Genomic DNA, 26,511 nt, shown 5'->3' with positions numbered 1-26,511 from the left:
TGTTTATATATGAACGACAAATAACATGAAGGAAGGGTTCATGATGACAAATAATTTGAGTGAATTGGTTGCGTGGCGGCATCATTTTCATCAGCATCCGGAAGTTTCTAATTTTGAATTTGAAACAACTGCATATATCAAACAACTCTTAAGTAGTTGGGGTGTCCGACTTGTACCGACAACATTGACTACGGGAGTGATTGCTGAAGTCGGGGATGCAAGTAAGGGACCGACAATTGCTTTGCGAGCAGATATTGATGCATTGCCGATTACAGAAGCAACTGGAGCAACATATACTTCAGTTAATACCGGTGTAATGCATGCATGTGGTCACGATTTTCATCAGACGGCGTTATTAGGTAGTGCTTTTGAATTAAAACAAAATGAAGCTGAGCTCCAAGGCTTAATTCGTTTTATTTTCCAACCAGCTGAGGAAACGCATACTGGAGCGGACGATGTGATTGCAGCCGGTCACATTGATGACGTTCAGGCGATTGTTGGTTTTCATAATAAGCCGGATTTACAAGTTGGTGAAGTTGGCATTTTGAAAGGTGGGTTGATGGCAGCGGTTGATCAATTCAAAGTCACGTTCACAGGTATCGGCACACATGCTGCAATGCCGCAGCTTGGAAATGATCCAATTGTGGCACTAAGTACAACAATTAGTACGTTGCAAACAATTGTCGCCCGTAATGTTGATCCACAACAAACAGCTGTAGTTTCAGTAACCCACATTGCAGGTGGTAGTACGTGGAATGTACTGCCAGAAAGCGCATGGTTTGAAGGGACGATTCGGACATTTACAAACGAAACGCGGGCATTAAGCAAGCAACGTTTTTATGACATTGTGAACGGCCAAGCACAGGCATTTGGTTTAAAAGTAGTGATTGATTGGTCGAAAGGCCCCGATGTAACTGAAAATGATCCGGTTTTAACGGAGATTGTTAGTGACGAAACTAGTAAATTTTTAAAGGTTGTTAAACCGGCACCAAGTAATGCGGGTGAAGATTTTGCAACATTTTCGCAAAAAATACCTGGAGTGTTTGTATTTTTTGGTAGTCACGGAACTGCAGATTGGCACCACCCAGACTTTGATGTTGATGATGCAGCGTTACCATTGGCGGTGGAATGGTATACCCGCATTGCCACTCGCTTATTGCGCGAAATTTAGGATAAAGGGGTCGAGAAACGATGAAGGTAGTAAAGTTTGGTGGTTCATCAGTTGCGAATGGTGAACAGATTGAAAAAGTCGTGAACATCATCCGGGCTGATGCGGAGCGCCGAGTTATTGTCGTTTCCGCTCCCGGCAAGCGGACTGACGAGGATGTTAAGGTGACGGATTTGTTGCTAAAATATGCGCACCTGATATTAAGTTATGCACCGGTGGATAACATTATTGCAGAAATCATGGCGCGTTACGCCCAAATTGCGCACCGGTTTGGTGTTGTGGGGGAATTGGTGGCAATTCGCAAGACGTTAGTTGACCTACCACAACACCAATATCCCAATTCAGAATATTTAATCGCGGCGTTTACGGCGCATGGTGAAAAATTAAATGCATTATTAATTACGGCAGTTTTAAACAAAAGTGGAGTGGCGGCACGCTACGTTGATCCACGTGAAGCGGGTATTTTGGTAACAGACGAGCCGCGAAATGCCCGGATTTTATCGCAGAGTTATGCCCAAATTGCGCAATTGTCCACAACTGAAATCTTGGTTGTGCCCGGCTTTTTTGGTTATACAAAAGCGGGCTGCATTGCGACCTTTGCCCGGGGTGGATCGGATATTACGGGTTCAATTCTCGCGCGGGGACTACAGGCGGATTTGTATGAAAATTTTACCGATGTTGATGCGATTTATACGGCTAATCCGCATGTGGTCGTTAATCCAGTGCCGATTGCCAAGATTACTTATCGGGAGATGCGGGAGTTAGCCTACGCTGGGTTTTCGGTATTTCATGATGAGGCGCTGATTCCCGCAATCGAAGGCCGGATTCACGTTAATATTAAAAATACGAATCATCCTGACTTGCCGGGAACTTTGATTGTCCCTGAAAGTGAAATGGAATTAACGACTTCAGTCACGGGGATTGCGAGTTCTAACCATTTTATCGCGCTGTATTTGCATCGTTATCTGTTGAATAAAGAATTTGGTTTCACGTTGAAAATATTAAACATTTTATATCGTTACGGGGTGAGTTATGAGCATATGCCCTCGGGAATTGATGATTTGACCATTATTTTTGATAGTAATCAACTGGATAATGAAACGATGGAGTTAATCGCAACCGCCATTCAAGCTGAAGTTGTGCCAGACACGCTGCAGTGGGTGCCAGACTATGCCATTATCATGGTGGTTGGCGAAGGCTTGTCGCAATATATCGGGACGCTAGAGCGGATTATCGCACCGTTAGCCGCCAGCAATGTAGGCCTCCAAATGATTAACAAGGGTGCTTCGCGAATCTCAATCATGATTGGGGTGCATGAAAGTGAAGCCGACTTAGCCGTCCAACAAATTTATGCCAGCTTTTTTAGTAATGTTGGCAAAAAGGTGGCGATTTAGCGTCCGGATTTGGTGCGGAAAAGTGGGTTGCTCTTGCCATGTTTAAGCCATCCAGTAGCCCAAATACTCGCGTTGGCTTATGGTATCTAAGGTTGAAATACGCTAAAATGAAAACTGTAATTAGCAAACTCACGGGATCTTTCTGGCCTGACAAATTATGTCCCGGCAGTAGCTAGAATGCAACGTGGCTTGCTAGTATTTTTGCAGTTTAATTTAATTGTGTATTGAAAATTTTAAGGGAGCGGCTAAAGCGCAGTTTAAATTGCGGGCTTGGCAACAAAAATTATGAACGAAATATTAAAGAAACAATTTTTTATTGATCAATTATCTGATGATCAAAAGCATGTGATTGCGGGAATTAATGACTATATTGCTGATGGAATTGGCGGTAATAAGCATTCCGTGGCGATTATCGAAGGGGCTGCCGGAACGGGGAAATCAGTTGTGCTGATGCAACTTGTCCAACAATACATGACCGACAAGAGCTACAAGTCAGCGTTGGTGGTCAATCACCCCGAACTTTATAAGGCGTACCAAGATATTGCTGAAAGTATGCCAGGCATGAATTTGCGCGATATTCGCCGCCCAACCGCATTAATTAACGATGCCCAAAAAAATCACCGTAAATACGATGTGATTTTTGTCGACGAAGCCCACTTGTTGTACTCGAAGTCGGAACCATATGCGCACTACCGCGGCGAAAATCAGTTAACTGATTTGATGAATCTGGCCAAAGTCGTGGTGGTGGTTTATGATTTCGCGCAAGTATTCCAATCAAAGATGTACTGGTCAAAGGAATTGCTATACAACACAATCGGCAAGCACCCCTATAAATTATTTGATATGAATTTCCAATATCGGATGGTTGCCAGCGATGAACAAGTTACGTGGATGGATGATTTGACGGCGGAAAAGAAATTGCTGCCATTCCCTGAAAATAGTGATTTTGAATTCAAAGTGTTCGACACGGCGGGTGAATTATACGAAAAAATCAAGGAAAAGAACCGTGAAGTTGGCTTGAGTCGCGTGGTGGCCACGTCAGGATTCCCTCGAATCGACGGGCGCCACAACGTTGAGATGGATAGCTTCTCACTCCCTTGGGACGAATGGGATCCTCAACGGACTCACTGGGCTAAGCGCGAATATTCAATCAAGCAAGTCGGGACGATTTACACGTTGCAAGGCTTTGATTTGAATTACGTGGGGATGATTATCGGCCCATCGTTTGGTTACGATAAGAAAACTGACAGCGTGACGATTATTCCTGAAAAATACTCCCACAAAGAAATTTTCAAGAAGCGTAAGGACATGCAATTTACGCCACAACAATACAAAGAATTTATCGCCAACGTTTTGAATGTGTTGATGAAGCGCGGTAAGTTTGGTCTGTATTTGACGGCTTACGATGATGATTTGCGTGCACGTTTGGTTGAATTGTATGAAAATAAGAAATAGGGTCGCTGATAAAAAATACTAGTTCCATTTCGGCTGACGTGGGATTGAATAAAATTGGCCACTGCGTGCCGGTAAATTACTTAGCGCACCACGCTGGAAGCAACCTCCCAAGCCAAAATGCGGTCTTGTGAGGTTCGGATAAGCTGGGATTCTAAGAAATAAATTCCTAAGAATCCTCATCTCATCCTCAGCGGCGACATGTGTTACACACATATCACCCCAGTCGTGGTGTAAAGGCTACGCCCGCCAAGTAATTTACCGGCACTCCGTTAGTTAGGAATAATGCTCAAACTAGTGAAAACAGTTACCAACCACAGGCAGCAGTAGCATGGAAAAAATGACACTGCGTATCAACGGAACCTCAGCAATTCGATACTTGAAAAGTACAAAAATGACGGCAAAAAGAGCTTAACCGTGTGTCTGGTTAAGCTCTTTTTGTGGACTAATTGTGCCTAAAATATCTATTTTTTTATAAACCGAGTGACGAGCCTAAGTCATAGCCAGACTTTTTAGCTTGCGCCATCGTTTTGAAGAAGTAGAAGCCATTATTTTTCAGAACTTTGTATTTTTTACCGTGGAATTTTTTAGTTTGGAGTTGCATCCTCAAGACGCCTTGTTCTCCGGTAGCAGTATCGGTATAAGTAGCTTTGTAATTGTTTTTGGAAATTTTGGTAATTTTTGTGAACTTGCCACCGAAGCTTTGCCGGTTCATTGATGTGCCAGCGTAGGTGACCGATATCGTCAACTTGAAGCGATTGCCTTTCAAATTCATGTTACCATTCACCCCAAACGAATAACCATCACTGTATGCAGTGCCATGGGATTTCCAGTTTTTAACGAACGAGTTTGGTAATTTTTTGACTTGCCGAGTGGTGTGAGTACTTGCATCGGCAGTCGTCGCAGGAATCGCTGTCATACCAACAACGCATAGAGCCATTGCCGAAAGTGCGATTAGGATAATCTTCTTTGCGTATTTCATGGTCTTTTCCTCCTTAAAGAGTGCGAAGTGTTATATGCATAGTATATCATTGGGGGACGGATTTTGTGGTGGTGGGGCGTTTGGAGCCCTTCAATGTTATAATCTTGGTAATAATAGATGGGGAGTGATTGATATGACAAAGTTTGAAATATTTGCTGATGTAGTTGCGCTAATGACAACTGACTATGCCGGGCTCAAAGAAAATCAAGTTGATCCGGGCACCTTCACTGCGCGGATAACCGAGGCGATGGATGATACTGAATTTGAATATGTCGTCCAAGATTATCTGATGGCCTTCCCTGATGGTCACGTTGGATTAACGGTAAATGATGGCGCAAGTGCTGGCATTGGCTTTGGAGTTCGACGCTTCCAAAATAGCTTAGTTGTCACTGATGTATTTGATGATGAACGGTTGCACCTAGGGGATATGATTGTTGCGATTGATGAGGAATCGATTGAAACGCTCGGAAATCAGCATGCTGCCGAACTTGATCCAATTTTGCATCGCCAGACTTGGAAGTGGTTATTGCAACGTGGACGGAGCATTACGCTGAATGATGGTCGACTCCTGGAATTACATGAGTTTGATAATGATTATTCACCAGCACACGTATTTGAGATGTTAAATGACCAGACCGGGTACATGCGGTTAACGGATTTTTGGAATCCTGCTGATACTGACAAGGTAGTCGCGGACAATGCTGAAGCACTCGCAAAACTGGATTATTTGATTGTTGATACGCGACTTAATCTTGGCGGTAATGACATGGCATATTGGAATCTGTTGGCGTACTTCGTCGATGAGCAAGAAAACCTCGATGACCATTATCCTAAAGGTTTTGGGTATGTGACGCACTGGACCCAACGGAATAAGGACAATTGGCTTGGTGAACTCAAAAAATTAAAAGCGCAATACAATAATCAAACGGTTGATGATATGTATGCGAGTCAAGTGGCTTACTGGGAATCGGCAGAAACTGCCAATACTACTGTTGAGGAAGAAGAAGTCAGTGAGCCCTATGTGCTCGAGCCTAAAGGCCACTTAAAGCATGTTTATGTACTGAGTGATTATATGGCCGGTTCTGCCGGCGACAACTTCATCATGCTAGCCAAGACATTTGCTAAGGTTACAGTACTTGGCCGCAATACAATGGGAATTGTTGACTACGGTAATGTCGCACCGCAAAAGTATCCTAATTTCACGGTGCACTATCCGACGACCCGGTTGGAACTTATCGACGTTGGTCAGGGGACTAATGGAGTTGGTTTCGCACCCGATATCGAATTACCGTGGACGCCGAAGTCGCTTTTCGAAGATACCGACTTGCAAGCGGTGTTGGAATTGATTGAGATTAATGCGGTATCAAAAATGTAGTCTGCGATTGAGGATTTGTTCCCAACGGATGATTGAAAATGAGAGCAATACATTGTGATAGTGAAGGGACGATGACTTTGGTGGTTATCGTTTTTTTCAGTCTTTTGTTCGTTAATAAGCCGAATTTCTACCTTACTAAGATAAGGAGAAATTCGGCTTATTTTGCGGGCTAGACAATTTATGTCTCTGCCTCTTTTTCATTTGACCATTAAAATTTATCCGTATTGAAATAATCCTGTGCGCCAATCAAAGTTCGGGTTTCGGCATCAGAATCGATCAACGCAAAGCACCAGTCTATCTATCACCATTAGTAAAACGTTTCAATTAGAAAAAAATAATACAACTCGCACGATGACGAAAACCTGACTGACCAACGCTGACCTGCTTAATATAATACTGATTTTGCGCTCCTTTTTGTGTTGGAAGTGTAAAAAACATGCTAATTGTTCGTAAATTCCGAACTATATTCAGAATGTTTCTTGAAGATTTCGTGAAAAAAGTATAATCTAATGAGTGTTCTGATACACAACTATTTTTTCAATCAAAAGGAGATTGTTACAATTATGCGTAATCTTAAGCGTGGTTTAATGCTTTTTGTCGGGTTAGCGGCAGTCGTTTTATTAGCAGCGTGTGGTAAGTCAACTTCAGACACATCGAAAAATGGTGATTTGAAGAGCTTGACGGTTCAATTTGTACCATCTTCAAATGCCAACACGATTGAAGCCAAGGCTAAGCCACTTGAAAAGTTACTTAGCAAGCAATTGGGGATTCCAGTGCACGTTTCAGTTTCGACTGATTACGACACAATTGTGGAAGCAATGGGTTCTAAGAAAGTTGATATGGGCTTCTTGCCACCAGCACCTTACACAATTGCTCACAAGAAATACGGCGTGAACGTTATCTTACAATCACAACGTTTTGGCGTGAAGGAACCATCTGGCGAACCTACTGACAAGTTAACTGATAGCTACGCGTCAGAAGTGCTTGTACGCAAGAATTCAGGCATCAACAGCATTGAAGATTTGAAGGGCAAGAAAATCGCCGTTCAAGACGTAACTTCTGATGCTGGCTACATTTTCCCAATGGTTGAACTTGACCAAAAGGGTATTAAGCCATCTGATTACACAACTGTCACTGTTAAGGGTCACGACCAAGGTGTCCTCTCGGTTGAAAACAAAGATACTGACGCAGCGTTTGTGTTCAACGATGCTCGTAACATCGTTAAGGGCGATGTGCCAACCATCTTTGACGACACGAAGATCCTTTACATGACTAAGCCAATTCCTAACGATACCATCAGTGTTCGTGCAGGTATCAACAAGAAATGGCAAGACAAGATTTCCGACGCAATGTTGAAAATCACAAAGACTAAGCAAGGTCACGACATCTTGTCATCAGTTTATTCATGGGAAGGTGTAACGCCTGCCAAGGATAGTAACTTCGATATCGTCCGCGATTACGAAGCAAAGGCTGATAAATTAAACTAATCTCCACTGACAACGTAATGAATAAGGGCCGCGACAAAATTGATACTTTTGTCCGGCCTTTTACTGAGAAGCAGCTTTAAGTTGGCGCTCAGTAAAAGGCTGAAGCCGAAAAGTGGGTCTGCCTTCAGAATCACCAGTACTAACCAAAATGTGAAGCACCACAAAATAACAACCAAGTTTAGTGAAATTACGAGGAGATGTAATGATGCAAGAAGCAACGCCAATTATTGAGTTTCAAAACGTAAATAAGGTCTACCCTAATGGAACAATTGGGTTGGACAACATCAATTTGACGATTAATAAAGGTGAATTTGTCGTTATTGTTGGGCTATCTGGTGCTGGGAAAAGTACATTACTGCGTGCAGCCAATCGTTTGCATGACGTGACGAGTGGTGAAATTTTGATTGATGGTGAATCAATTGTGCGCGCCAAAGGTAAAAATTTACGGGCATTGCGCCGCAATATTGCAATGATTTTCCAAAGCTTCAACTTGGTTAAGCGTTCCACCGTTGAACGCAATATTTTGAATGGGCGAGTTGGTTATTATTCAACGTTCAAAAGTGCACTTGGGCTGTTCACGCCCGCCGATAAGCAAATGGCCGCGGATAACTTACAACGTGTTAACTTGGGCGAAAAACTCTACTCACGTGCTGATGAATTGTCTGGTGGACAACAACAACGGGTCGCTATCGCCCGCGCTTTGATGCAAGATCCTAAGATCATGTTGGCGGACGAACCAATTGCCTCACTTGATCCCCGTACGACGGTGACCGTGATGGACGATTTAAAACAATTAAATGAAGAACTCGGAATTACCGTGGTGGTTAACTTGCACAGTGTGGCGTTGGCGAAACAATACGCCTCACGTCTCGTGGGTCTACGTGCCGGGAAATTGGTATTTGATAAAAGCATTGCTGAAGTTACGGACGCCGACTTTGATGAAATCTATGACGGCAAAGATCAAAACGTGAAGGAGGCCTAAGCATGAACACGATTCCAGTGAAAACGTGGGAACAAAAGTGGCATGTTAAGACCCTATTGTGGGTGCTCTTATTCCTCGTAATCTTTATTGGTGCAGGCAATATGACCGAAGTTGACGTACCAGAATTTTTCCACGGGTTTGACCAATTTATGGTGATTTTCAAGGAAATGTTGCACCCAGCGTGGGCCTACGCGCCATACATCTACCAACCACTATTACAAACAATTCAAATGGCGCTCGTCGGGACGCTGATTGGTTCAGTGCTCGCGATTCCGTTTGCCGTGTTAGCCGCGCGCAACATTATGACGAATACGTTCATTCGTAGTATTTTCCGGTTCATTTTGAACATTGTGCGCACGATTCCTGATTTAGTGTTGGCAGCGATTTTTGTGGCGATTGTCGGCATTGGCCCCATGGCCGGGGTACTAACACTGATTGTCTTTAGTTTTGGGATGGTCTCAAAATTATTCTATGAAGCGATTGAAACTATCGACATGGGACCGCTCGAAGCATTGACGGCCGCGGGTGCTAACAAAACGCAAGTCGTCATCTTCGCAGTGTTGCCCCAAGTATTGAACAGTTTCTTGAGTTATTTTCTATATACATTAGAAATTAACGTGCGGGCGTCAACGGTGCTGGGGTACTTGGGAGCCGGTGGAATTGGGGAATTACTCCAACGTTCACTCGGCCAATTCCGCTATGATCGTACCGCCGTGGTCGTTATCGGGATTTTCATCGTCGTAATCGTTGTCGACACCATCAGTAATCAATTACGGGAGCGTTTGGCATAATGACAATTAAAAAAACATTCTGGCAACGTTATCACATGCTTGTTTGGAGCGTGTTGGTGGTTGCCCTCTATATTTGGGCCTTTTCAGGTATTCAGTTTAACGGTTTCAAAGAAATGGCTGGCGAAGTGACCAAAGCCATTTTCGGTGGGATTTTCCACCCGGATTGGGGTTATGTCTACACTGGTGATGGCGAAGATTTGGTGAGCTTATTAATTCAAACCCTCGCAATTGCTTTTCTAGGGACGATTGTATCAGCAATTTTGAGTGTACCATTTGCCTTTTGGGCAGCACGGACGCAAAAAAGTTTCTTTCACCCCCGGTCAACAACGGGTAAGCTCTTTTTGACCTTTGTCCGGACTTTCCCTGAAATCGTGATGGCGATTATGTTCATCAAAGCCGTCGGTCCTGGGCCATATGCTGGGGTTTTGGCGGTATCATTCCACTCAATTGGAATGTTAGGGAAGTTGTTCAGTGAAGCGATTGAAGGAATTGACCGCCGTCCGGGTGAGGCCATCTTGGCGGCCGGTGGAAACGGTTTGGATGTCTTGATTCACGCCACAATTCCCGCCGTTTTGCCAGAATTCTTATCATTAACTTTGTATCGTTTTGAAATCGCCGTGCGTTCCGCATCAATCCTTGGCTTGGTTGGTGCTGGGGGGATTGGGGCACCACTGTTGTTCTCAATTGGAACCCGGACTTGGCCTCGGGTCGGCATTATCTTAATCGGGATTGTCGTCATGGTTATCCTGATTGATTTTGTCTCAGGTCAAATGCGCAAACGTTTAGTTTAAGCATGTAACACATTGCGCCCGTGGTCTGCTGAAGAGATCCAAGGGCGCTTTTTCTTATTTCGTCTGACGTGGAATTTATAAAATGAGATGAGATTTATGATGCCACTGCGTGGAACTATTGATTACCGCTAAACTTGCAGCGACAAGGATTACGGCATATTACTAGTCAGATTACCTGCTCAAACTAACGAAGAGGCTGGAAACAGGCTGGACTTTAGCTCGCACCGTGATGGCATAATCAGTAACGGGTTTTGTTACTGATTATGGATTTGTGAAGATGGTTACCGCGTTAGCGAACCAAGCTTCGCAAACATTTGAAGACCGCACTGTGGCTTCAAATGCTTGTCTTCCATCACGGTGTCCAGACTGGTTCTAGCCTCGCAGTGGGAATCAATCTGAGACACATATCCAAATTCCACGCTAGAAAAATTTTAGCCGCTAATTCGCAGCGAAATCAATAATAAATGAAAATAATGGGGATGAGTGCACATGAAAGTTACAATTTTATCAACGAGTGATGTCCATGGCTTCGTACTACCAACTGATTTTTCGAGTCGTGACAGTGAGGTACCGTTTGGTTTAGCGCGGGCAGCGACGGTAATTGCGGAATTAAAAGCACACGCCGCCGATGATGAATTAGTAATAACGATTGAAAATGGTGATTTTATTCAAGGCTCACCATTGACCAATTACATTGCCAAAGAAAATCGAAATGCAGTTGGTTTATATCAACAACTTGCCAAGCAAATTGGCTACGATGCGCGGATTTTAGGCAATCATGAATTCAATTATGGAGTAGATTATTTACAAACGGCAATTCCAAAAGATGTCGGTGTCTTGAATGCCAATATTTTGGCGAGCAATGATGAACCGTTTATGGGAAAGCCATATCGTATTATTGAAGACAAAGGGGTCAAGGTTGCTATTCTCGGTTTGACGACCGACTACATTCCCCATTGGGAAAAGCCTGCTAACATTGAAGGTTTGCAGTTTATGGATGTTGTTGAAACGGCGAAACGCTACGTACCATTTTTACGCCAAGAAGCTGATTTAGTAATCGTGGCATATCATGGGGGCTTTGAAGCCGATTTAAAAACCGGTGAACCAGATGCCATTTTGACGGGCGAAAATGTTGGTTACCGATTGTTACGCGAAGTGCCGGGGATTGATGGGTTAGTCACCGGCCATCAACACCGCCAGTTAGCAGGAATTGTGCAAGGCACCGCAACAACACAACCGGGCTATCGCGGTGAAAATGTGGGCGTGCTGACCTTTGAACTGGATGATACCAATGCCGTAACTAAACAAGCCACACAATTATTATCAACAAAGGGTTTCAAGCCAGACGCCGGCATTGTCGCGCTAACGCAAGGTGTCCAAGCACGAGTTGAAGATTGGCTGGATTCACCAGTGGGGCAAGTTGCAGGCGACATGCTCGTCCACGCACCATTGAAAGAACGGGCGCACGGAGATGCGTATTTAGATTTCATTAACCGCGTCCAAATGGCAGCAGTTGGCACCGATATTGCAGCAACGGCGCTCTTTAACAATGAAGTACCTGGCTTCAAACCTGAAGTTACGATGCGCGATGTGGTGACCAGCTACATTTATCCCAACACATTGGCCGCCGAAAAAATTACCGGGGCCGACTTGAAAGCGGCACTCGAAAAAAGCGCGGAATATTTCACGGTCATTGACGGTGAATTAACAGTTACGCCAATTTTCATGGAACCCAAGCCCCAACATTATAATTATGATTATTGGAGTGGTATTGATTACGCGTTTGATCTGAGTTTACCGGTGGGCCAACGCGTGACCAAATTGAAATACCATGGGCATGATGTGGCACCCACCGACGAATTAGTAGTCGCCTTGAATCAATATCGGGCCGTGTCCGGAGGGGATTTCATGATGTTCGGCGCCGAAAAAATCGTCAAGGAACTACAAGTTGATATTACCGATTTGATTGCTGATTATTTTGTGGCACATCCCACAGTGACCGCGCATGAACCACGTAATCTGACGACACATGGGTATAGTTGGATGCAGGCGTAATTTTTGGGGGGAGTTTAAAGTGGTTGGGACTTTTGTGGATTTTGTGTGATATGGAAGTATGCTGATGTGAGTTGTTGGCATGCTTTTTTTGTATGGTTCTGGATTGCGAATAACCCGTAAACACGGAAATAAAGGCGAGATGAGGCGTTTTGAATTCATTAAGTAGTTTGGGGTATATTAGGTGATATTAAATTTTTATCTGAAATTAATTAAAATTGCTGGACGAAAAAAGTGAGAGATGTTATATTGATTACATTGAGATGAGCAATTTTTAAAAATTTCAAGGAGACGGCATGGAAGTAAGAGTAAACGATTTATTTGAAATAAACATCGGAACGCAATTACCACGAATCCGTGAAGTGATGGCAACAGATGTTCCGGCATATAAAATTTATGCAAACGAAAATTTTTTGAAAGATACATTCAAAAATACTGGAAATGGGGAAATTAAAACATTCCGTACATCGGATTACGTTGAAACTGTGCAACAAGGTGATTTGATTTATAGCATAATTCAAAGTAAAGCGGGAGTTGTTAGTCCAGAACATGATGGAATGTTATTAACTAGTAATTATGTCAAACTAATACCTAAGCAGCCAATTGATATTGAATATGCACGCTTCTTTTTTAACGATTCAAAATCAATGCATCACCAATTTTTAATTGAAAGTCAAGGGAGCTTAATTGCTAAACTAACGGTTAGTCAGTTACGGGAGTTGAAGTTGGAAATTCCTGACAGGGAAGTTCAAAAGGTGATTGGTGAACTATATGTAACGATGAAAACAAAGCAATTAGAGGTTGAAAAAGAGCGCAAAATTGAACAAGCACTAATTATTGAGCGTATTGAAAGAAAGTTAAAAGAGAACGAATAATGCAAGCTACAATACAAACTAAGCTTTGGAAACTTACTGACGATGCACGTGGTCACATGAATATAATCGAATTTCGGAATTATTTATTCTGCCTCATGTTTTATGCATATCTGTCAGAACAAGTTAAGAAAAAAAGAAATAAGGGCTACACAATTAAAAAAAAATACTTGTTTTCAAGTATGGTTGATAATGTAGAGCATGGAATTTGGAATAACGAGTTATTGAAAACTGCGTTTGTAGAATTTAATAATTCGATTGAAGGAACAGAAAGTGCTGAAGCTTTATATGATATCTTCGATGATGTAGATTTTAGCTCTACTAATTTGGGACGAACTGAAGCAAACAGATCCTTAGTTATTAGCAAGATTATTCTGGGGTTAAAGGATATTGATTTTAGTGATTCAAGGGTTAGTGGTGAAATATTTGAATATTTGATTGCTAGTTTCAGTGCTGCATCTGGGAAAAATACAGCAGATATTTACAGTCCGGTTCAAGTATCAAAACTTTTAGCACAGTTAGTCGGAAATAGTAGTAATGAAATTAATGGTGTTTATGACCCTGCGATGGGTTCAGCATCATCGCTGTTACAAGTTGGTAGTAAGGTAAAAGTTAAAAATTATTTTGGAACGGAATTGAATAAATCTACATTTAACCTGGCACGTATGAATATGATAATTCACGGTGTTAAGTTTAATAAATTAAACTTGCGTAATGCAAATACGCTTGATGATGATCAGTTCAAGGATAAAAAGTTTGATGCTGTTGTTAGTATTCCACCATTCTCCGTTAACTGGGAACCAGTTGATGACGTACGCTTCAATGAATATGGTAAATTGGCACCGCGCTCAAAAGCGGATTACGCATTTATTGAAGATATGTTATATCACCTAGATGAAAAAGGTACCATGGCAGTTGTATTACCACATGGTGTACTTTTTCGCGGCGCAGCCGAAGGCGTAATTCGTAAATACATTATTGATAAGCAAAAATCACTCGATGCCGTAATTGGGTTACCGAACAACATTTTCTATGGGACAATGCTTGCAACAGTTGTTCTTGTATTCAAGAAAGAAAAAAATCACGATGATATTTTGTTTGTTGACGCGTTCAATGATTTTGAAAAGACTAAGAAGAATAATGTGATTACAGATGACGGAATTGACCGTATTATTGATGCGTATAATAAGCGTGAAAATATTGCTAAATATGCAAAAGCAGTATCTTATGATGATATAATTAAAAATGATTATAATTTGAACATTAATCGTTATATTGATACGTATGAAGACGTTGAGGTTAATATTGAACAAGTCGAAAGGGATTTGAAGAGGACAAAGACTAGAATTGAAAATTTAGATATAAAAATTTTGGGTTTGTTAAATAAACTCTAACAGGATGTATTCTACTAGACGTAGATACACCATTACTTTTGAACTTTATTTCAATGAAATGTAAATAAATGAGTATATAAATAAAAAGGTGATAATACATGGCTAAACAAAGTGGAGAATTAAAGATTGAAGATCAACTCTGGGCTGCCGCAGATGAATTACGTGGAAGCATGGACGCTTCTGAGTATCGTAATGTGGTGCTTGGATTAATCTTCTTGAAGTACGTTTCAGATTCATTTGAAGAACGTTACCAAGAATTGTTGAACAGTGATTATCCAGAAGATTCTGAAGATCAAGACGCATATCTTGAAAAGAACATCTTCTGGCTACCTAAAGAAGCACGTTGGTCTGTAATTGATGCGGCATCTAAAACACCTGAAATTGGTGATGTTATTGACAAGGCGATGATTGCGATTGAACGAGAAAATAATCAAATCAAGGGTGTTCTACCAAAAAACTATGCTTCTGATGATTTAGACAAAGTTCGTCTTGGTGCTGTTATTGATCTGATTTCTAACATCCAAGTTGGTACTGAAGAATCACGCAAGAATGACGTACTTGGTCGTGTGTATGAATTTTTCTTGAGTCAATTTGCTAGTGCAGAAGGAAAAAACGGTGGAGAATTCTACACACCACGTTCAATCGTTCGTACATTGGTTGAAATGATTGAACCATATAAAGGTAAAATTTATGACCCTGCGGCTGGTTCAGGTGGTATGTTCGTACAATCTGAAGAATTTGTTAAGGAGCATCAAGGGAATATTGCCGACTTGTCTGTATATGGTCAAGAAGCAAACCCAACTACTTGGAAATTAGCAAAGATGAATCTAGCTATTCGTGGCATTGATAATGACTTTGGCCCGCAACAAGGTGACACTTTCTTGAATGATCTGCACAAGGGGGTACGCTTTGATTATGTTTTAGCAAACCCACCGTTTAATTTGAAAAAGTGGGGTGGTGATCGACTGAAGGAAGATGCTCGTTGGACTTACGGGGTACCGCCTGAAAATAATGCTAATTACGCTTGGATTGAACACATTGTAAGCAAGCTGACACCAGATGGTAAGGCGGCATTTGTTTTAGCCAATGGTGCACTTTCAACGTCAACTAAGGAAGAATATGCAATTCGTAAAGCGCTTCTTAATGCAGATAAAATTGATGCAATTGTGGCGTTGCCAGGACAAATGTTTTACTCAACTCAAATTCCAGTGTCACTCTGGTTTATCGATATGGACAAAACATCATCTGATGAACGTAATCGTAAGGGTGAAACTTTATTTATTGATGCACGTAATGTAGGTTTCATGGCTGACCGCACTCACAAAGCATTTTCTCGTGAGGACATTGCCAAAATTGCAGATGCGTATCATGCATACAAGGGTACGAATGGACAAGACTATGAAGATGTTGCAGGATTCGCTAAGGCGGCTACATTGGACGAAATTGCTAAGAATGATTATGTATTAACGCCTGGTCGCTATGTTGGATTAGCTGAAGTAGAGGACGATGGCGAACCGTTTGAAGAAAAAATGACTCGCCTTGCTAGTGAGCTTTCAGAACAATTCAAACAATCCGCTGAGCTTGAAGAACAAATTCGGAAGGCGTTGAAGGGAATTGGTTATGAAATTTAAGCTTTCTGAGATTGCGTATTATGTAAGTGACAAAGTTGGAGTTTCAGAAATTACGATTGAAAATTATGTTAGTACTGAAAATCTTCTACCAAATCGCGGAGGGAAGGGAATAGCAACTAGGCTTCCAGACACTGGGAAGGTAACAAAGTTTAAACCTAAAGACATTCTTATTTCAAATATTCGACCATATTTCAAAAAAATTTGGTTTGCAACTGAAAATGGTGGTAATTCCGCTGATGTTCTCAACTTTCGTGCAAATGAGCAAATAGTTTTGCCAGAGTATCTTTTCTGGTTACTTTTTCAAGATGAGTTTTTTAATCGTGTGATGGGTTCGGTAAAAGGAACTAAAATGCCGCGTGGGGATAAGAAAGCTATAATGGAATTTGAATTTGAAATTCCATCATTTGAAATTCAGCGATCAATTGCCAAAACTCTCTTTTTATTTAATCATAAAATCCAACTGAATCGGCGGATAAATGATAATTTACTTGAATTGTCATCCACGTTAGTTGGTCAATTTAAATTAGAACACTTAAGCGAATTACAAGCGTACACAATTGATGAACTTGCCGCATTGAATAGTGTTAGTGCTAAGAAAGCTGAACTTTTAGCTACCATTCAATACTTGGACACGTCAAATATAACTGAAAATAGTATCGATGAGATTCAGGTTCTTAATCCAATGTTAGAAAAAATACCAAGTCGAGCACGGCGTCATATAAAGAATTTAGACATTGTGTATTCAACAGTGCGTCCAAATCAAAAGCACTATGGCATAATGCTAAATCCAGATGACAATCTATTAGTTTCAACAGGTTTCACAACCATAACTGCTAATACGGACAAAATTAGTCCATTCCATTTATTTGTATTATTAACAGATAATCAAATTGTTAAAGGTTTGCAGGCAATAGCAGAAGGAAGCACATCAACTTATCCCGCAGTGAGACCACAGGATATTGGTGGGATTGAACTTGAATTACCCAATTTTCGCGCCAACGTTGAATTTGGAAAATTATTAGAACCCATGTTTATGCAAATAAATGCAAATAATCAAATGAATCAAAATTTAAGCGTACTTCGTGATTCTCTTTTACCTAAACTTTTAGCTGGCAAAATTGATCTAGACTAAGCAGCTAAATTATCATTTAGCATTGGACACACATTGTCGGTATACTTTTTTCATTAAGACCACGGAGTGTGACAATGAAAGAAGAACTGATTCAAAATGTTATTGATGATATGGCTGAACTAATGACAGATACGTTAATTGAAAGGTTAGGTAAGTCGCTTAGTAAACATTTGGATGGAGTAGATGTGACCATGAAACTGCCACACCCGGAAATGACTAATACCGATTTTGTGCGGTTGTTTATTGCGGCTAAGCGAGTTGAAGGGTGTTCTGAAAAATCATTAGCATATTACCATTCAACTATTACAAAGATGTATAGTTCTGTGGAAAAGTGGATTAAGTTGATTAGTACTGATGACTTAAGAAGATACTTGGCTGATTATCAAGAAACCAATGGATCTAGTAAAGTTACGATTGATAATATTCGGCGTATTTTGTCTAGCTTCTTTTCGTGGTTGGAAGATGAAGATTATATCAGTAAGAGTCCTGTCCGACGCATTCACAAAGTAAAAACGATGAAGGTTGTTAAAGAAGCATTGTCGGATGAAGAAATGGAAGTGCTCCGTGATACGGCTGATAATCTTCGTGATTTAACAATTATCGAAATGCTTGCATCCACTGGTATTCGTGTTGGTGAATTAGCTCGAATGAATATTAGTGACGTTAATTTTGAAGAACGGTCAAGTATTGTGCTTGGTAAAGGAAATAGTCAGCGTGAAATATACTTTGATGCACGGACTAAGTTGCATTTAATGCAATACTTGGGCACGCGAAAAGACAATGGTGATGCTGTATTTGTTTCAAAATATCAACCAAACAGTAGGTTAACCATCAATGCAATTGAATCAATTGTTAAGGAACTTGGAATTAACGCTAAAATAAATAAGTTACATCCGCACAAATTCAGGCGCACGTTAGCAACGCGTGCGATTGATAAGGGAATGCCCGTGGAACAAGTCCAACGATTGTTAGGGCATGTTCGTATAGATACAACAATGCAGTACGCGCTGGTCAATCAGACCAATGTGAAGAATGCGCATAGAAAATATATAGGATAGGATTTTAAATGACAACTGTTCAATTTAATGATGTGATAGATGTAAATCCAAAGGAAACAATAAAGAAAGGTGCACTTTCAAAAAAGTTACCAATGGATGGTGTTGAAACATTTACTAAGTATATAAAAGCGTACGAAATTACAAAATTTACCGGTGGTGTAAAATTTCGTAATGGTGACACCTTAATGGCAAGAATAACGCCGTCATTGGAAAATGGAAAAACGGCGTATGTGGATACCTTACATCAAGGTGAGGTTGCTGTTGGATCGACCGAATTTTTAGTTTTTCGACCCAAAAAAGACATTATTTTGAATGAATACATCTATTACTTGGCGACAACGCCAGAATTTAGAGATTTAGCTATTAAGTCTATGACGGGTACATCAGGACGGCAACGTGTTCAAACAGATCTGTTGTTGGGATATGAGTTTAACTTGCCTAGCTTGGATACACAAAGAAAAATTATTACGTTACTTGATGGCATGGATTCAAAAATAAAATTGAATAAAGGGATAAATGATAATTTAGCTGCTTAATTCAACTGGATTTCACCGGACAACAATTTAGGCAATAACGCGTTTCTTAATGCCTCTAAGTCAGCGATTTCAGCATTGTTTTGATATGTTTTATCGAGTAACGGTTTCATTGATTCATGAAACTTGAGTAAAGCATTAGTGTCTGGAATTTGAAGTTCAAAGCTATGGAAATCACTCTTTGAAATGTTTATATACACACTCCCTGAACCAGTTTGTGAAAACCATGTAAATGTATCTTGCAAGGCAAAGAAAAGATACTCATCAAGATATACTTCTTTAGGTCTAGCGCTACCTGTTCCACGGCCAGTTGCATATTCTTGGAAAACTTTTGTGGTTTGACCGATAGTTGCGCGAACGCCAAAGATATAATCACCAGGTCGGACTACTTTCTTTGGATCAGATGTGTACTTATGGGCTTCTATTTTTCCATTTTTAAAGTCAGCGGCACCATTCAGGAGTGGTAGACCAATGGCATCATTGTTGTAGGTATCGCTTTTTGGCGACTGGCCCATCACAATATCTGAAATATCTGAAAGTACGCCAGTATGTAGCTCAGATGTAGCAAACATGTGGTCATATTGAGCTCGTGACAGCTCAGCTAAATTATCATTTACTCAGCAAGCAACAACTAAACAGAGGAGGTAAGAAAATGAGCATAAAATCATACACATCCGAAGACGATGTTGAACAACAAGCACTCGACTTGTTGGAAACACTTGGTTACGCGACATATCGTAGTCATGATTATAAAAATCCAAATCCGACAATCAATGATGAACGAAATGGTGATGACCGAACGCCAATTTTACGTAGACGTTTATATAGCGCACTGCAAAAATTTAATCCCGGGTATGATACAGATGTTTATGACGAAGCGGTTAAACAATTTGAACAGCTGGCAGATAGTCCGGACATGATGACTAATAATCACTTTTTACACAGGTTGATTATTGGTGGTGCAAAGATTAAACGCTCAATCGTTGGAGAAACTCGGACATTGACTTTGAGGGTAATTGATTTTGAGGATGTAGGTCAAAATGATTTTGTTGCGACTAGTCAGTTTACGATGAAGCAAGGCGAGCATGAGCGTCGTCCTGATGTTTCATTATTTGTTAATGGATTGCCATTAGTCACTTTTGAATTTAAAGATTTAGACAACGAAAACGTCGGTATTTCAGATGCGTGGAATCAATTTCAAACCTATAAGGCAGAAATTGACAATTATATGCAGTACAACGAAATTCTGGTCATTTCAGATGGTATTAGCGCACGCGCTGGTTCATTGACTGCTGGTGAAGACCGGTTTATGCAGTGGCGTTTACCGGATGAAGTGAGCGGTGTTACCATGGCAGGCTTACAACTTGATAGTCTAATTCGGGGAATGATGGAACCAAAGACGTTACTTGATATCATTAAAAATTTCATTATTTTTGAACAAGATGGCGATAAGACTTTTAAAATTTTAGCAGCCTATCATCAATACTATATGGTCAATAAAGCCATTGCGGCGACACGGCGGACTATTGAAAATCCAGATGATAATCGAATTGGTGTCGTTTGGCATACACAAGGTTCTGGAAAATCGTTATCAATGGTTTTCTACTCAGGGATTGTTGCTCGCGAATTGAATAACCCTACAATTGTTGTGATTAATGACCGTAATGATTTGGATGACCAATTAGCAGGAACTTTCGGGGCTGCGAGTGATTTTTTGGGGCAAGTCCCAAGTCAAGCTAAGGAAGAGTTAGGTCTAACTGGGCGTGAGGATATGCGACGCTTATTATCAGTCAATGCTGGCGGAATTGTATTCACGACTATTCAAAAGTTTGCCCCAGATACATTGAATGGCGAACAAGAAATGCCAGTTTTGACTAATCGTTCAAATGTAATTGTCATGGCTGATGAAGCTCACCGTAGTCAATACGGTTTAACATCTAAGTATACCGGTGAAAATGGTACTCGGTATGGATACGCAAAATATCTCCGAGATGCCTTACCTAATGCCTCATTCATTGGTTTTACGGGTACACCGATTGATCAATCTGATAAATCGACACAAGCTGTATTTGGTGACTACATTGACGTCTATGATATGACACAAGCAGTTGCTGACCATGCAACTGTTAAGATTTATTACGAAAGCCACGTCATACCATTAACGATGGAGGAACATGCGCAAAAACAATATGATGACTTACTTCACGAAGCGGGACTTGCATACGATACTGATGGCGATGTTGATCCGAATGCAAAGCGTAAACAAGAATTGACTCGGTTAGAATCAATAGCTGGTGCTACGCCGCGTGTAAAAAAATTGGTAAGACATTTTGTTGACCACTTTGAGTTACGACAACAGCAAGAATTCGGTAAGGCGATGATTGTTGCGATGTCACGGCGTAACGCAGTTAAAATTTATGACGAAATTATTGCATTACGTCCGGGGTGGCATTCAGATGATATTGATTCTGGTAAAATAAAAATTATTATGACAGCGGCGGCTTCGGATGACGCTGAGCTAGTTGCGCACCATACATCAAAAAAAGATCGCGCTAAGCTACAACGCCGGATGAAAGATAATGATGATGAACTACAAATTGTTATCGTTGTCGATATGTGGCTTACGGGATTTGATGCACCCGCTACTAATACTATGTATATTGATAAGCCGATGCACGGTCATAACTTAATGCAAGCAATTGCCCGCGTTAACCGTGTGTTTCGTGATAAAGAAAATGGATTAGTTGTTGATTATTTGGGAATTGCCGATGATTTGAAGCAAGCACTGAAACAATACTCTCCATCTGACCAAAAGCAGACCGGTATCAGTATTGAAAAAGCACTCGCCGTAATGCTTGAAAAATATCAAATAATCACTCGCGATTATTTGTATGGTATTGATTATGCTGATTTCAATTCTTCAGATCGTAGTATGCGGATGCACACTTTACGTACAGTGCTTAATGAGTTAACTGCATTGAATGATGAGGAACAAAAAGGGTATCTTGATACAGTCACCCAACTGCAGCGTGCGTTTGCACTAGTAGCTACACAGCCTGATGCACAAGACATCGCAGATGAGATGTCTTTCTTCGTTGCCTTGAAGAACGCAATTATCAAGTTGAAGGCAACTACTGGCGCAATGAGCGAAAGGGAAATTGATTACCGCATGCGACAATTACTTGATAAATCAATTATTCCTGGAGATGTTGTCGATCTGTATGAGGAGCTTGGGCTCGATCGTCCTGAGCTTAATTTACTATCGGATGCTTTCCTGGCTGAAGTTGAGCAATTGCCTGAAAAAAATACTGCCCTTAGTTTGCTTGAACGGTTGTTGAAGGGGCAAGTTAAATCGTTGTCACGTAGTAATTTGATTAAGGCACGTAAATTTCAAGAAGCATTGGAAGCTGCAATCGAATTGTATAATGCTCGCGGATTAACAACTGAAATTGCCATTCGTAACTTGATTGAAATGGCAAAGGAAATTAATGAAGCAAAGCAAGAAGGACAAGAACTCGGACTATCGCCCGAAGAAGTTGCTTTCTATGATGCATTGGCTGACCATGATCGTGCTGTTGAAGAGATGGGGGAAGAAAAACTCCATCAACTTGCAAGCGAGTTAGTGAAGAGTGTTCGGAAGAATGCTGGTACTGACTGGACTCGGCGTTCAAATGTTAAAGCGTTGATGCGTCGTGAAGTTAAGAAGTTATTGCGTGAATTTGGATATCCACCTGATTTTGCTGTTGAAGCTGTTGATACAGTTGTTGAACAGGCAGAAAAGATGGCGTTGAACGAAAGTTAACTACAGAGAGCTAGTGTTTGGCTAGCTCCCGGTACATAATTTTATTGATAATAGAGAAAGTTAGTGGATACAAAAGCTAGAATGCAAGTGCGTCATGATAAAAACGGAGGAATAAAAAATATGTTAAGCACAGAGGATAAAGCATATTTGATTCAATTTTTTAACAATGGTGATGGTTACTTGTTTGATTTTTCAGATAAAACACTTGATGATTTTACAACTGATAGTATTGGAATTGCCGTTAAAACAATGTACGGACTTTCTAAGGCAAAGTCAATTGCGAAGTTTATTAGAGAAAGTGACGATAAGTTAATAATAAAACTTTCCAATGATTTGGTTAAATACTATGAAATTGGATTTAAAGGTAAGGATACATACAATAGTGATTGGACTGGATTGTATCCGAAAATTAAAGCCATTTTGGCGGAAAACGAGAAACGTGTACCTTTATTTGTTGAGGAGATAAGGGACAACTTGTCACATGCTGAAATTAATAAACGGATAGATCGGATGATTGAAGTTTCAAGTAATGATCCGAATGCTGCGATTGGAAATGCAAAAGATCTTCTAGAAAGTACGTATAAGCTTGTCCTGACTGAAATGAATGTGACATACGATTCTAAGCGTGATGATATGACAAAGCTCTACAAAAAAGTTGTGGATGTGCTCGAGCTCAATACTGCTAGTCAAGATAGAAATGATGAACTAGGCAAAATATCCGTAAAAATATTGGGTTCGCTAAGCCAAGTTGCAGAAAATATGAATTTGCTTAGAAATAAATTTGGAACAGGTCATGGACATGGTGATGAGTATGTACAATTGCCGGCGCGCTACGCCGAATTGGCAGTGGGAGCAACGACAACACTAATTAATTTTTTGGTAGATACTATGAATGAACGAAAAATAAAAGATAATATGAAGTAGCGGTAGAACGACTTAAACAGTGTTAAAATCGACATATTTTCCAGTTGCAGAATAGATGTTTACGAATTAATTTTAAAAGGCCAAAACATCGTCCGCATTTTTTGACCTTTTGACATATGCAATTCCTTGTGTCCTAAGATTAAGCGATAAACAGTCTTCTGTGGGCCAATCAAAGTTCGGTTTTCGACACCAAAATCTATCAATTAAAAGCACCAGCAGATTAATCACCCCTAGTAATACGCATCGCGTGATTATAAAATGTTTGCTAGTTTGCCAGTTTTGTTTGGTATAGATTTCCACTTCCCTCTGAGCTAACAGTAACAGCAACTTATACTTAACAAGAAATGGCGAGATTAGTCCGTATTTTGCTGATAAATGGTACGATATTAAGCCAGTAATTGACCGTTTAAGCTACATCGTAAAAGAAAGGAAGAAGCCATTATACAATATCCAGAATCTACAATAATTCGGTGATATTTGATTGTAGATTTGAGCAAAAGATTGATTTAATGCGGGTTTCATCAATTAAAGTTACGATGGATATTGACGTTATGAGAACCCTTTGTTATCCCGGTTATTCAATTCGATATTTTATGGTATGGTTCATGTTTGGGTCATACCTTTTTTGTGAAGCAGTGAAAGAAGAATTAATTGGTATAATAGAAGTAAATAACTTTCATGGAGGTGCCTTATGTACAATGTTGATTTGCTATATAGACTTGTCGGTCAGCGAGTTTATGTAAAAAAGAATGATGGTACACGATTTGCTGGGCTTGTTGTTAAGTATGATTGGCAACCGAATTATATGATAACACTTGACGGAGATCGGACAGTTAATGATGAGAATATTTCATCAATCAGCGCCTTAACAGAATTATCGCTAGATGAGACGCACGAATGGTGTGATTTGGAAAAATACCGTAATCATAGAATTCGAGCTGTTTTCCGGGACGGTCACAGCGTGATTGGGGATGTTTTTGATGTTGATGATTCTGAGAAAACTATAAAGGTGCTGGATTCTCGGACTGAAAGTAAATCAATTGTAAGCATGTCTGATGTAGTATTTCTTTATCCGTTAAGTAGTCTCAATCAGTTAGTTGACTGGATGAAATTGGGTGAGAACATTCAGGTGGAATTTAATGGATATATGTATTATATTACTAGGCCAAGAAACAATTGGATTATTGAAAGAAGTCCATATTATGGGATTAGATTCGAGGCTGATGATGTGGAGTCAATATTGCGGCATAAGTTTCATGGTCGATCAATTTGGGATTCATTTTTCTTGGTATCAATTATGGAGTTGGTTGAACCAAGGATTGAATACTTTATTCGTTCAGGTGAATCAGAATATCCAGAAAACAAATTATGTGAAAGTGTCTATGCTGTAGTGAAAGGTAGCAAGCCTCGAATCACATCAAGAAGTAGGTCACATGGTTATGATGCTTTAGAAGTTGACCGGACAATATCATTAGATGATGTTCCTTTTGTGGAGGCACATACTGATTACGACACGGATACAATGGATTGGACATTGCGACGTGTAACCAATCTTGATCGCAAAGCACTAGAAGACATATTAATACCCTATCGTAAGGTTACGGAAAATAAGGATTCAACATTTGGAGAAATAATAAAAACTTTGGAGCCATTGTTATTAATGATGGAACCAAGTGTGTATCAAATTTCGAATAGATGGTTGATTCCTACAAACGGGGAAAATGAATTATTTCAGAATGAGTCTGATTACGCAGATATAACTGCTAGCGTGCAACCAAATGAAGATGGTAACTTTATGGATGTTTGGCCCCAATACTTGATTCCAACGCAAAATAGTTCCTCTATTAATACTGAAACCGTTGAGAAGTATCGACGCCGCGAGTATAAAGGGAGAATTCTTGAAATGTTTCCTTATGGGTTTATGACGCATGTTATTGATGGACATCATAAAGCAAAAGCTGCATTCCTTGATGGTGAGGTTATTGAAGGAATTGGAATTGAAGATTATCGATGGTTGCTTGAAGAACATCCCAAAGATCGAGTTAACGTTTCGTTGGAACAGTTAGTAAAGCATACTGATACAAGAAAGATTAGGTTTATGAATTACCCAACAGCAAAGGAAATTCTCTATGCTTCTGATTATTGGGGTGACTATGTTGACGATGGGCGAAATATAGAAAAAATTCGAAATATTGCCGTTAAATCAATATCAGATATTAGACGAACATCGGTCGAAAAAGCAGTGTTGGCAATCTTCTTGTGGGGTACTGTTGAAGAATATGTTTCATTAAAAGACATGATTGCTCAATGCACAAGAGTTGTAATTGATCGCTATTATGAATTAATGGCTAATTTGTTATACGATATTGATGCGCGCAGTGCAATGTCAGAATATATTTTGAATGAAGATGAAGAACAGCGGAATTCTAAATTAGGTATATATGTAATGAATGAATACTCAGCAAGTATTAAGAAGTAAGCCTTGGTCATGTCCAATTATCCCTCAATCCTTTTTCTATGCAGGGTATTAAAGAATATGGGGTATAATTCAGTCCTGAAATGGCTTAACTAAGTGCTGAAACACGCGCGGTTAAGCTATTTTTATGTAGATGTGAATATAAGAAATGAATGTTGAGATGGATTGGCTACAATTAGATTTGATTCCCGCACCTTTTTCATTTCGCTAAATAT

General features: G+C 40.3%; 20 protein-coding genes. 18 read left to right on the top strand and 2 right to left on the bottom strand.

Features of this window, described 5'->3' with window-relative positions; translation table 11 throughout:
- The first annotated feature begins 43 nt into the window (after positions 1–43).
- From EQG49_RS04600 to EQG49_RS04590, 3 genes are all read left to right on the top strand, one after another.
- A complete protein-coding gene (locus EQG49_RS04600) occupies positions 44–1,171 on the top strand; it encodes an amidohydrolase (protein WP_423245977.1) in 1,128 nt (375 codons plus the stop codon).
- A gap of 20 nt (positions 1,172–1,191) precedes the next feature.
- Entirely contained in the window at positions 1,192–2,562 is a 1,371-nt protein-coding gene (locus tag EQG49_RS04595) for an aspartate kinase (RefSeq protein WP_133362872.1), read from the top strand.
- Positions 2,563–2,847: 285 nt separating this feature from the next.
- A complete protein-coding gene (locus EQG49_RS04590) occupies positions 2,848–4,017 on the top strand; it encodes a DUF2075 domain-containing protein (RefSeq protein ID WP_133362871.1) in 1,170 nt (389 codons plus the stop codon).
- Between the two features lie 469 nt (positions 4,018–4,486).
- Here EQG49_RS04590 and EQG49_RS04585 read toward each other — a convergent pair whose 3' ends face one another.
- Positions 4,487–4,996, bottom strand: coding sequence for a hypothetical protein (locus tag EQG49_RS04585; protein ID WP_133362870.1), 510 nt, complete (start codon positions 4,994–4,996; stop codon positions 4,487–4,489).
- Between the two features lie 133 nt (positions 4,997–5,129).
- Between EQG49_RS04585 and EQG49_RS04580 the strand changes: the two genes are divergently transcribed.
- The 12 genes from EQG49_RS04580 (at position 5,130) to EQG49_RS04525 (ending at position 19,097) form a co-directional block, all read left to right on the top strand.
- Complete coding sequence (locus EQG49_RS04580; protein ID WP_165964785.1) at positions 5,130–6,371, top strand: S41 family peptidase; 1,242 nt, start codon at positions 5,130–5,132, stop codon at positions 6,369–6,371.
- Positions 6,372–6,934: 563 nt separating this feature from the next.
- Positions 6,935–7,858 (top strand): phosphate/phosphite/phosphonate ABC transporter substrate-binding protein, encoded by a 924-nt coding sequence (locus EQG49_RS04575; RefSeq protein WP_133362868.1) that lies wholly within the window; start codon positions 6,935–6,937, stop codon positions 7,856–7,858.
- Between the two features lie 205 nt (positions 7,859–8,063).
- Positions 8,064–8,840 carry a phosphonate ABC transporter ATP-binding protein gene (phnC, locus tag EQG49_RS04570; RefSeq protein WP_133364527.1) on the top strand — a complete coding sequence of 259 codons (777 nt, stop codon included), beginning with the start codon at positions 8,064–8,066 and terminating at the stop codon, positions 8,838–8,840.
- Between the two features lie 2 nt (positions 8,841–8,842).
- Positions 8,843–9,631, top strand: coding sequence for a phosphonate ABC transporter, permease protein PhnE (gene phnE, locus EQG49_RS04565; RefSeq protein ID WP_133362867.1), 789 nt, complete (start codon positions 8,843–8,845; stop codon positions 9,629–9,631).
- On the top strand, positions 9,631–10,422 hold the full coding sequence (gene phnE, locus EQG49_RS04560) for a phosphonate ABC transporter, permease protein PhnE (protein WP_133362866.1): 792 nt from the start codon (positions 9,631–9,633) through the stop codon (positions 10,420–10,422). Before phnE (EQG49_RS04565) ends, phnE (EQG49_RS04560) begins: the two co-directional genes overlap by 1 nt.
- 489 nt (positions 10,423–10,911) lie before the next feature.
- On the top strand, positions 10,912–12,477 hold the full coding sequence (locus EQG49_RS04555; protein ID WP_133362865.1) for a bifunctional metallophosphatase/5'-nucleotidase: 1,566 nt from the start codon (positions 10,912–10,914) through the stop codon (positions 12,475–12,477).
- Between the two features lie 293 nt (positions 12,478–12,770).
- Complete coding sequence (locus EQG49_RS04550) at positions 12,771–13,349, top strand: restriction endonuclease subunit S (protein WP_133362864.1); 579 nt, start codon at positions 12,771–12,773, stop codon at positions 13,347–13,349.
- Positions 13,349–14,740, top strand: coding sequence for a type I restriction-modification system subunit M (locus EQG49_RS04545; protein WP_133362863.1), 1,392 nt, complete (start codon positions 13,349–13,351; stop codon positions 14,738–14,740). The genes EQG49_RS04550 and EQG49_RS04545 overlap by 1 nt, the downstream gene beginning before the upstream one ends.
- A 98-nt stretch (positions 14,741–14,838) precedes the next feature.
- Positions 14,839–16,371, top strand: a complete 1,533-nt coding sequence (locus EQG49_RS04540; RefSeq protein ID WP_133362862.1) for a class I SAM-dependent DNA methyltransferase — start codon at positions 14,839–14,841, stop codon at positions 16,369–16,371.
- Positions 16,361–17,503, top strand: coding sequence for a restriction endonuclease subunit S (locus tag EQG49_RS04535; RefSeq protein WP_133362861.1), 1,143 nt, complete (start codon positions 16,361–16,363; stop codon positions 17,501–17,503). The genes EQG49_RS04540 and EQG49_RS04535 overlap by 11 nt, the downstream gene beginning before the upstream one ends.
- A gap of 74 nt (positions 17,504–17,577) precedes the next feature.
- Complete coding sequence (gene xerA / locus EQG49_RS04530) at positions 17,578–18,561, top strand: site-specific tyrosine recombinase/integron integrase (protein WP_133362860.1); 984 nt, start codon at positions 17,578–17,580, stop codon at positions 18,559–18,561.
- Between the two features lie 8 nt (positions 18,562–18,569).
- Positions 18,570–19,097 (top strand): restriction endonuclease subunit S, encoded by a 528-nt coding sequence (locus EQG49_RS04525; protein ID WP_133362859.1) that lies wholly within the window; start codon positions 18,570–18,572, stop codon positions 19,095–19,097.
- On the opposite strand, the gene EQG49_RS04520 is transcribed toward EQG49_RS04525, so the two are convergent.
- Positions 19,094–19,666 (bottom strand): restriction endonuclease subunit S, encoded by a 573-nt coding sequence (locus EQG49_RS04520; RefSeq protein ID WP_133362858.1) that lies wholly within the window; start codon positions 19,664–19,666, stop codon positions 19,094–19,096. The genes EQG49_RS04525 and EQG49_RS04520 overlap by 4 nt on opposite strands.
- An 80-nt stretch (positions 19,667–19,746) precedes the next feature.
- On the opposite strand from EQG49_RS04520, the gene EQG49_RS04515 reads away from it, so the two are divergent.
- The 3 genes from EQG49_RS04515 (at position 19,747) to EQG49_RS04505 (ending at position 26,299) form a co-directional block, all read left to right on the top strand.
- The gene (locus tag EQG49_RS04515; RefSeq protein WP_133362857.1) at positions 19,747–22,896 is read left to right on the top strand and encodes a type I restriction endonuclease subunit R; all 3,150 of its coding nucleotides are present in this window, start codon (positions 19,747–19,749) and stop codon (positions 22,894–22,896) included.
- 63 nt (positions 22,897–22,959) lie between these two features.
- Positions 22,960–23,820, top strand: a complete 861-nt coding sequence (locus EQG49_RS04510) for an abortive infection family protein (RefSeq protein ID WP_133362856.1) — start codon at positions 22,960–22,962, stop codon at positions 23,818–23,820.
- A 691-nt stretch (positions 23,821–24,511) separates the two neighbouring features.
- The gene (locus tag EQG49_RS04505; protein WP_133362855.1) at positions 24,512–26,299 is read left to right on the top strand and encodes a hypothetical protein; all 1,788 of its coding nucleotides are present in this window, start codon (positions 24,512–24,514) and stop codon (positions 26,297–26,299) included.
- Positions 26,300–26,511: the final 212 nt, after the last annotated feature.

This window comes from Periweissella cryptocerci, assembly GCF_004358325.1.
Classification (GTDB): domain Bacteria; phylum Bacillota; class Bacilli; order Lactobacillales; family Lactobacillaceae; genus Periweissella; species Periweissella cryptocerci.
This window is presented reverse-complemented; position numbering and strand designations above follow the sequence as displayed.

Coding starts and splice junctions, on each gene's coding strand:
- EQG49_RS04600 (WP_423245977.1), top strand. CDS start 44: ATGACAAATAATTTGAGTGAATTGGTTGCGTGGCGGCATCATTTTCAT.
- EQG49_RS04595 (WP_133362872.1), top strand. CDS start 1,192: ATGAAGGTAGTAAAGTTTGGTGGTTCATCAGTTGCGAATGGTGAACAG.
- EQG49_RS04590 (WP_133362871.1), top strand. CDS start 2,848: ATGAACGAAATATTAAAGAAACAATTTTTTATTGATCAATTATCTGAT.
- EQG49_RS04585 (WP_133362870.1), bottom strand. CDS start 4,996: ATGAAATACGCAAAGAAGATTATCCTAATCGCACTTTCGGCAATGGCT.
- EQG49_RS04580 (WP_165964785.1), top strand. CDS start 5,130: ATGACAAAGTTTGAAATATTTGCTGATGTAGTTGCGCTAATGACAACT.
- EQG49_RS04575 (WP_133362868.1), top strand. CDS start 6,935: ATGCGTAATCTTAAGCGTGGTTTAATGCTTTTTGTCGGGTTAGCGGCA.
- phnC (WP_133364527.1), top strand. CDS start 8,064: ATGCAAGAAGCAACGCCAATTATTGAGTTTCAAAACGTAAATAAGGTC.
- phnE (WP_133362867.1), top strand. CDS start 8,843: ATGAACACGATTCCAGTGAAAACGTGGGAACAAAAGTGGCATGTTAAG.
- phnE (WP_133362866.1), top strand. CDS start 9,631: ATGACAATTAAAAAAACATTCTGGCAACGTTATCACATGCTTGTTTGG.
- EQG49_RS04555 (WP_133362865.1), top strand. CDS start 10,912: ATGAAAGTTACAATTTTATCAACGAGTGATGTCCATGGCTTCGTACTA.
- EQG49_RS04550 (WP_133362864.1), top strand. CDS start 12,771: ATGGAAGTAAGAGTAAACGATTTATTTGAAATAAACATCGGAACGCAA.
- EQG49_RS04545 (WP_133362863.1), top strand. CDS start 13,349: ATGCAAGCTACAATACAAACTAAGCTTTGGAAACTTACTGACGATGCA.
- EQG49_RS04540 (WP_133362862.1), top strand. CDS start 14,839: ATGGCTAAACAAAGTGGAGAATTAAAGATTGAAGATCAACTCTGGGCT.
- EQG49_RS04535 (WP_133362861.1), top strand. CDS start 16,361: ATGAAATTTAAGCTTTCTGAGATTGCGTATTATGTAAGTGACAAAGTT.
- xerA (WP_133362860.1), top strand. CDS start 17,578: ATGAAAGAAGAACTGATTCAAAATGTTATTGATGATATGGCTGAACTA.
- EQG49_RS04525 (WP_133362859.1), top strand. CDS start 18,570: ATGACAACTGTTCAATTTAATGATGTGATAGATGTAAATCCAAAGGAA.
- EQG49_RS04520 (WP_133362858.1), bottom strand. CDS start 19,666: ATGTTTGCTACATCTGAGCTACATACTGGCGTACTTTCAGATATTTCA.
- EQG49_RS04515 (WP_133362857.1), top strand. CDS start 19,747: ATGAGCATAAAATCATACACATCCGAAGACGATGTTGAACAACAAGCA.
- EQG49_RS04505 (WP_133362855.1), top strand. CDS start 24,512: ATGTACAATGTTGATTTGCTATATAGACTTGTCGGTCAGCGAGTTTAT.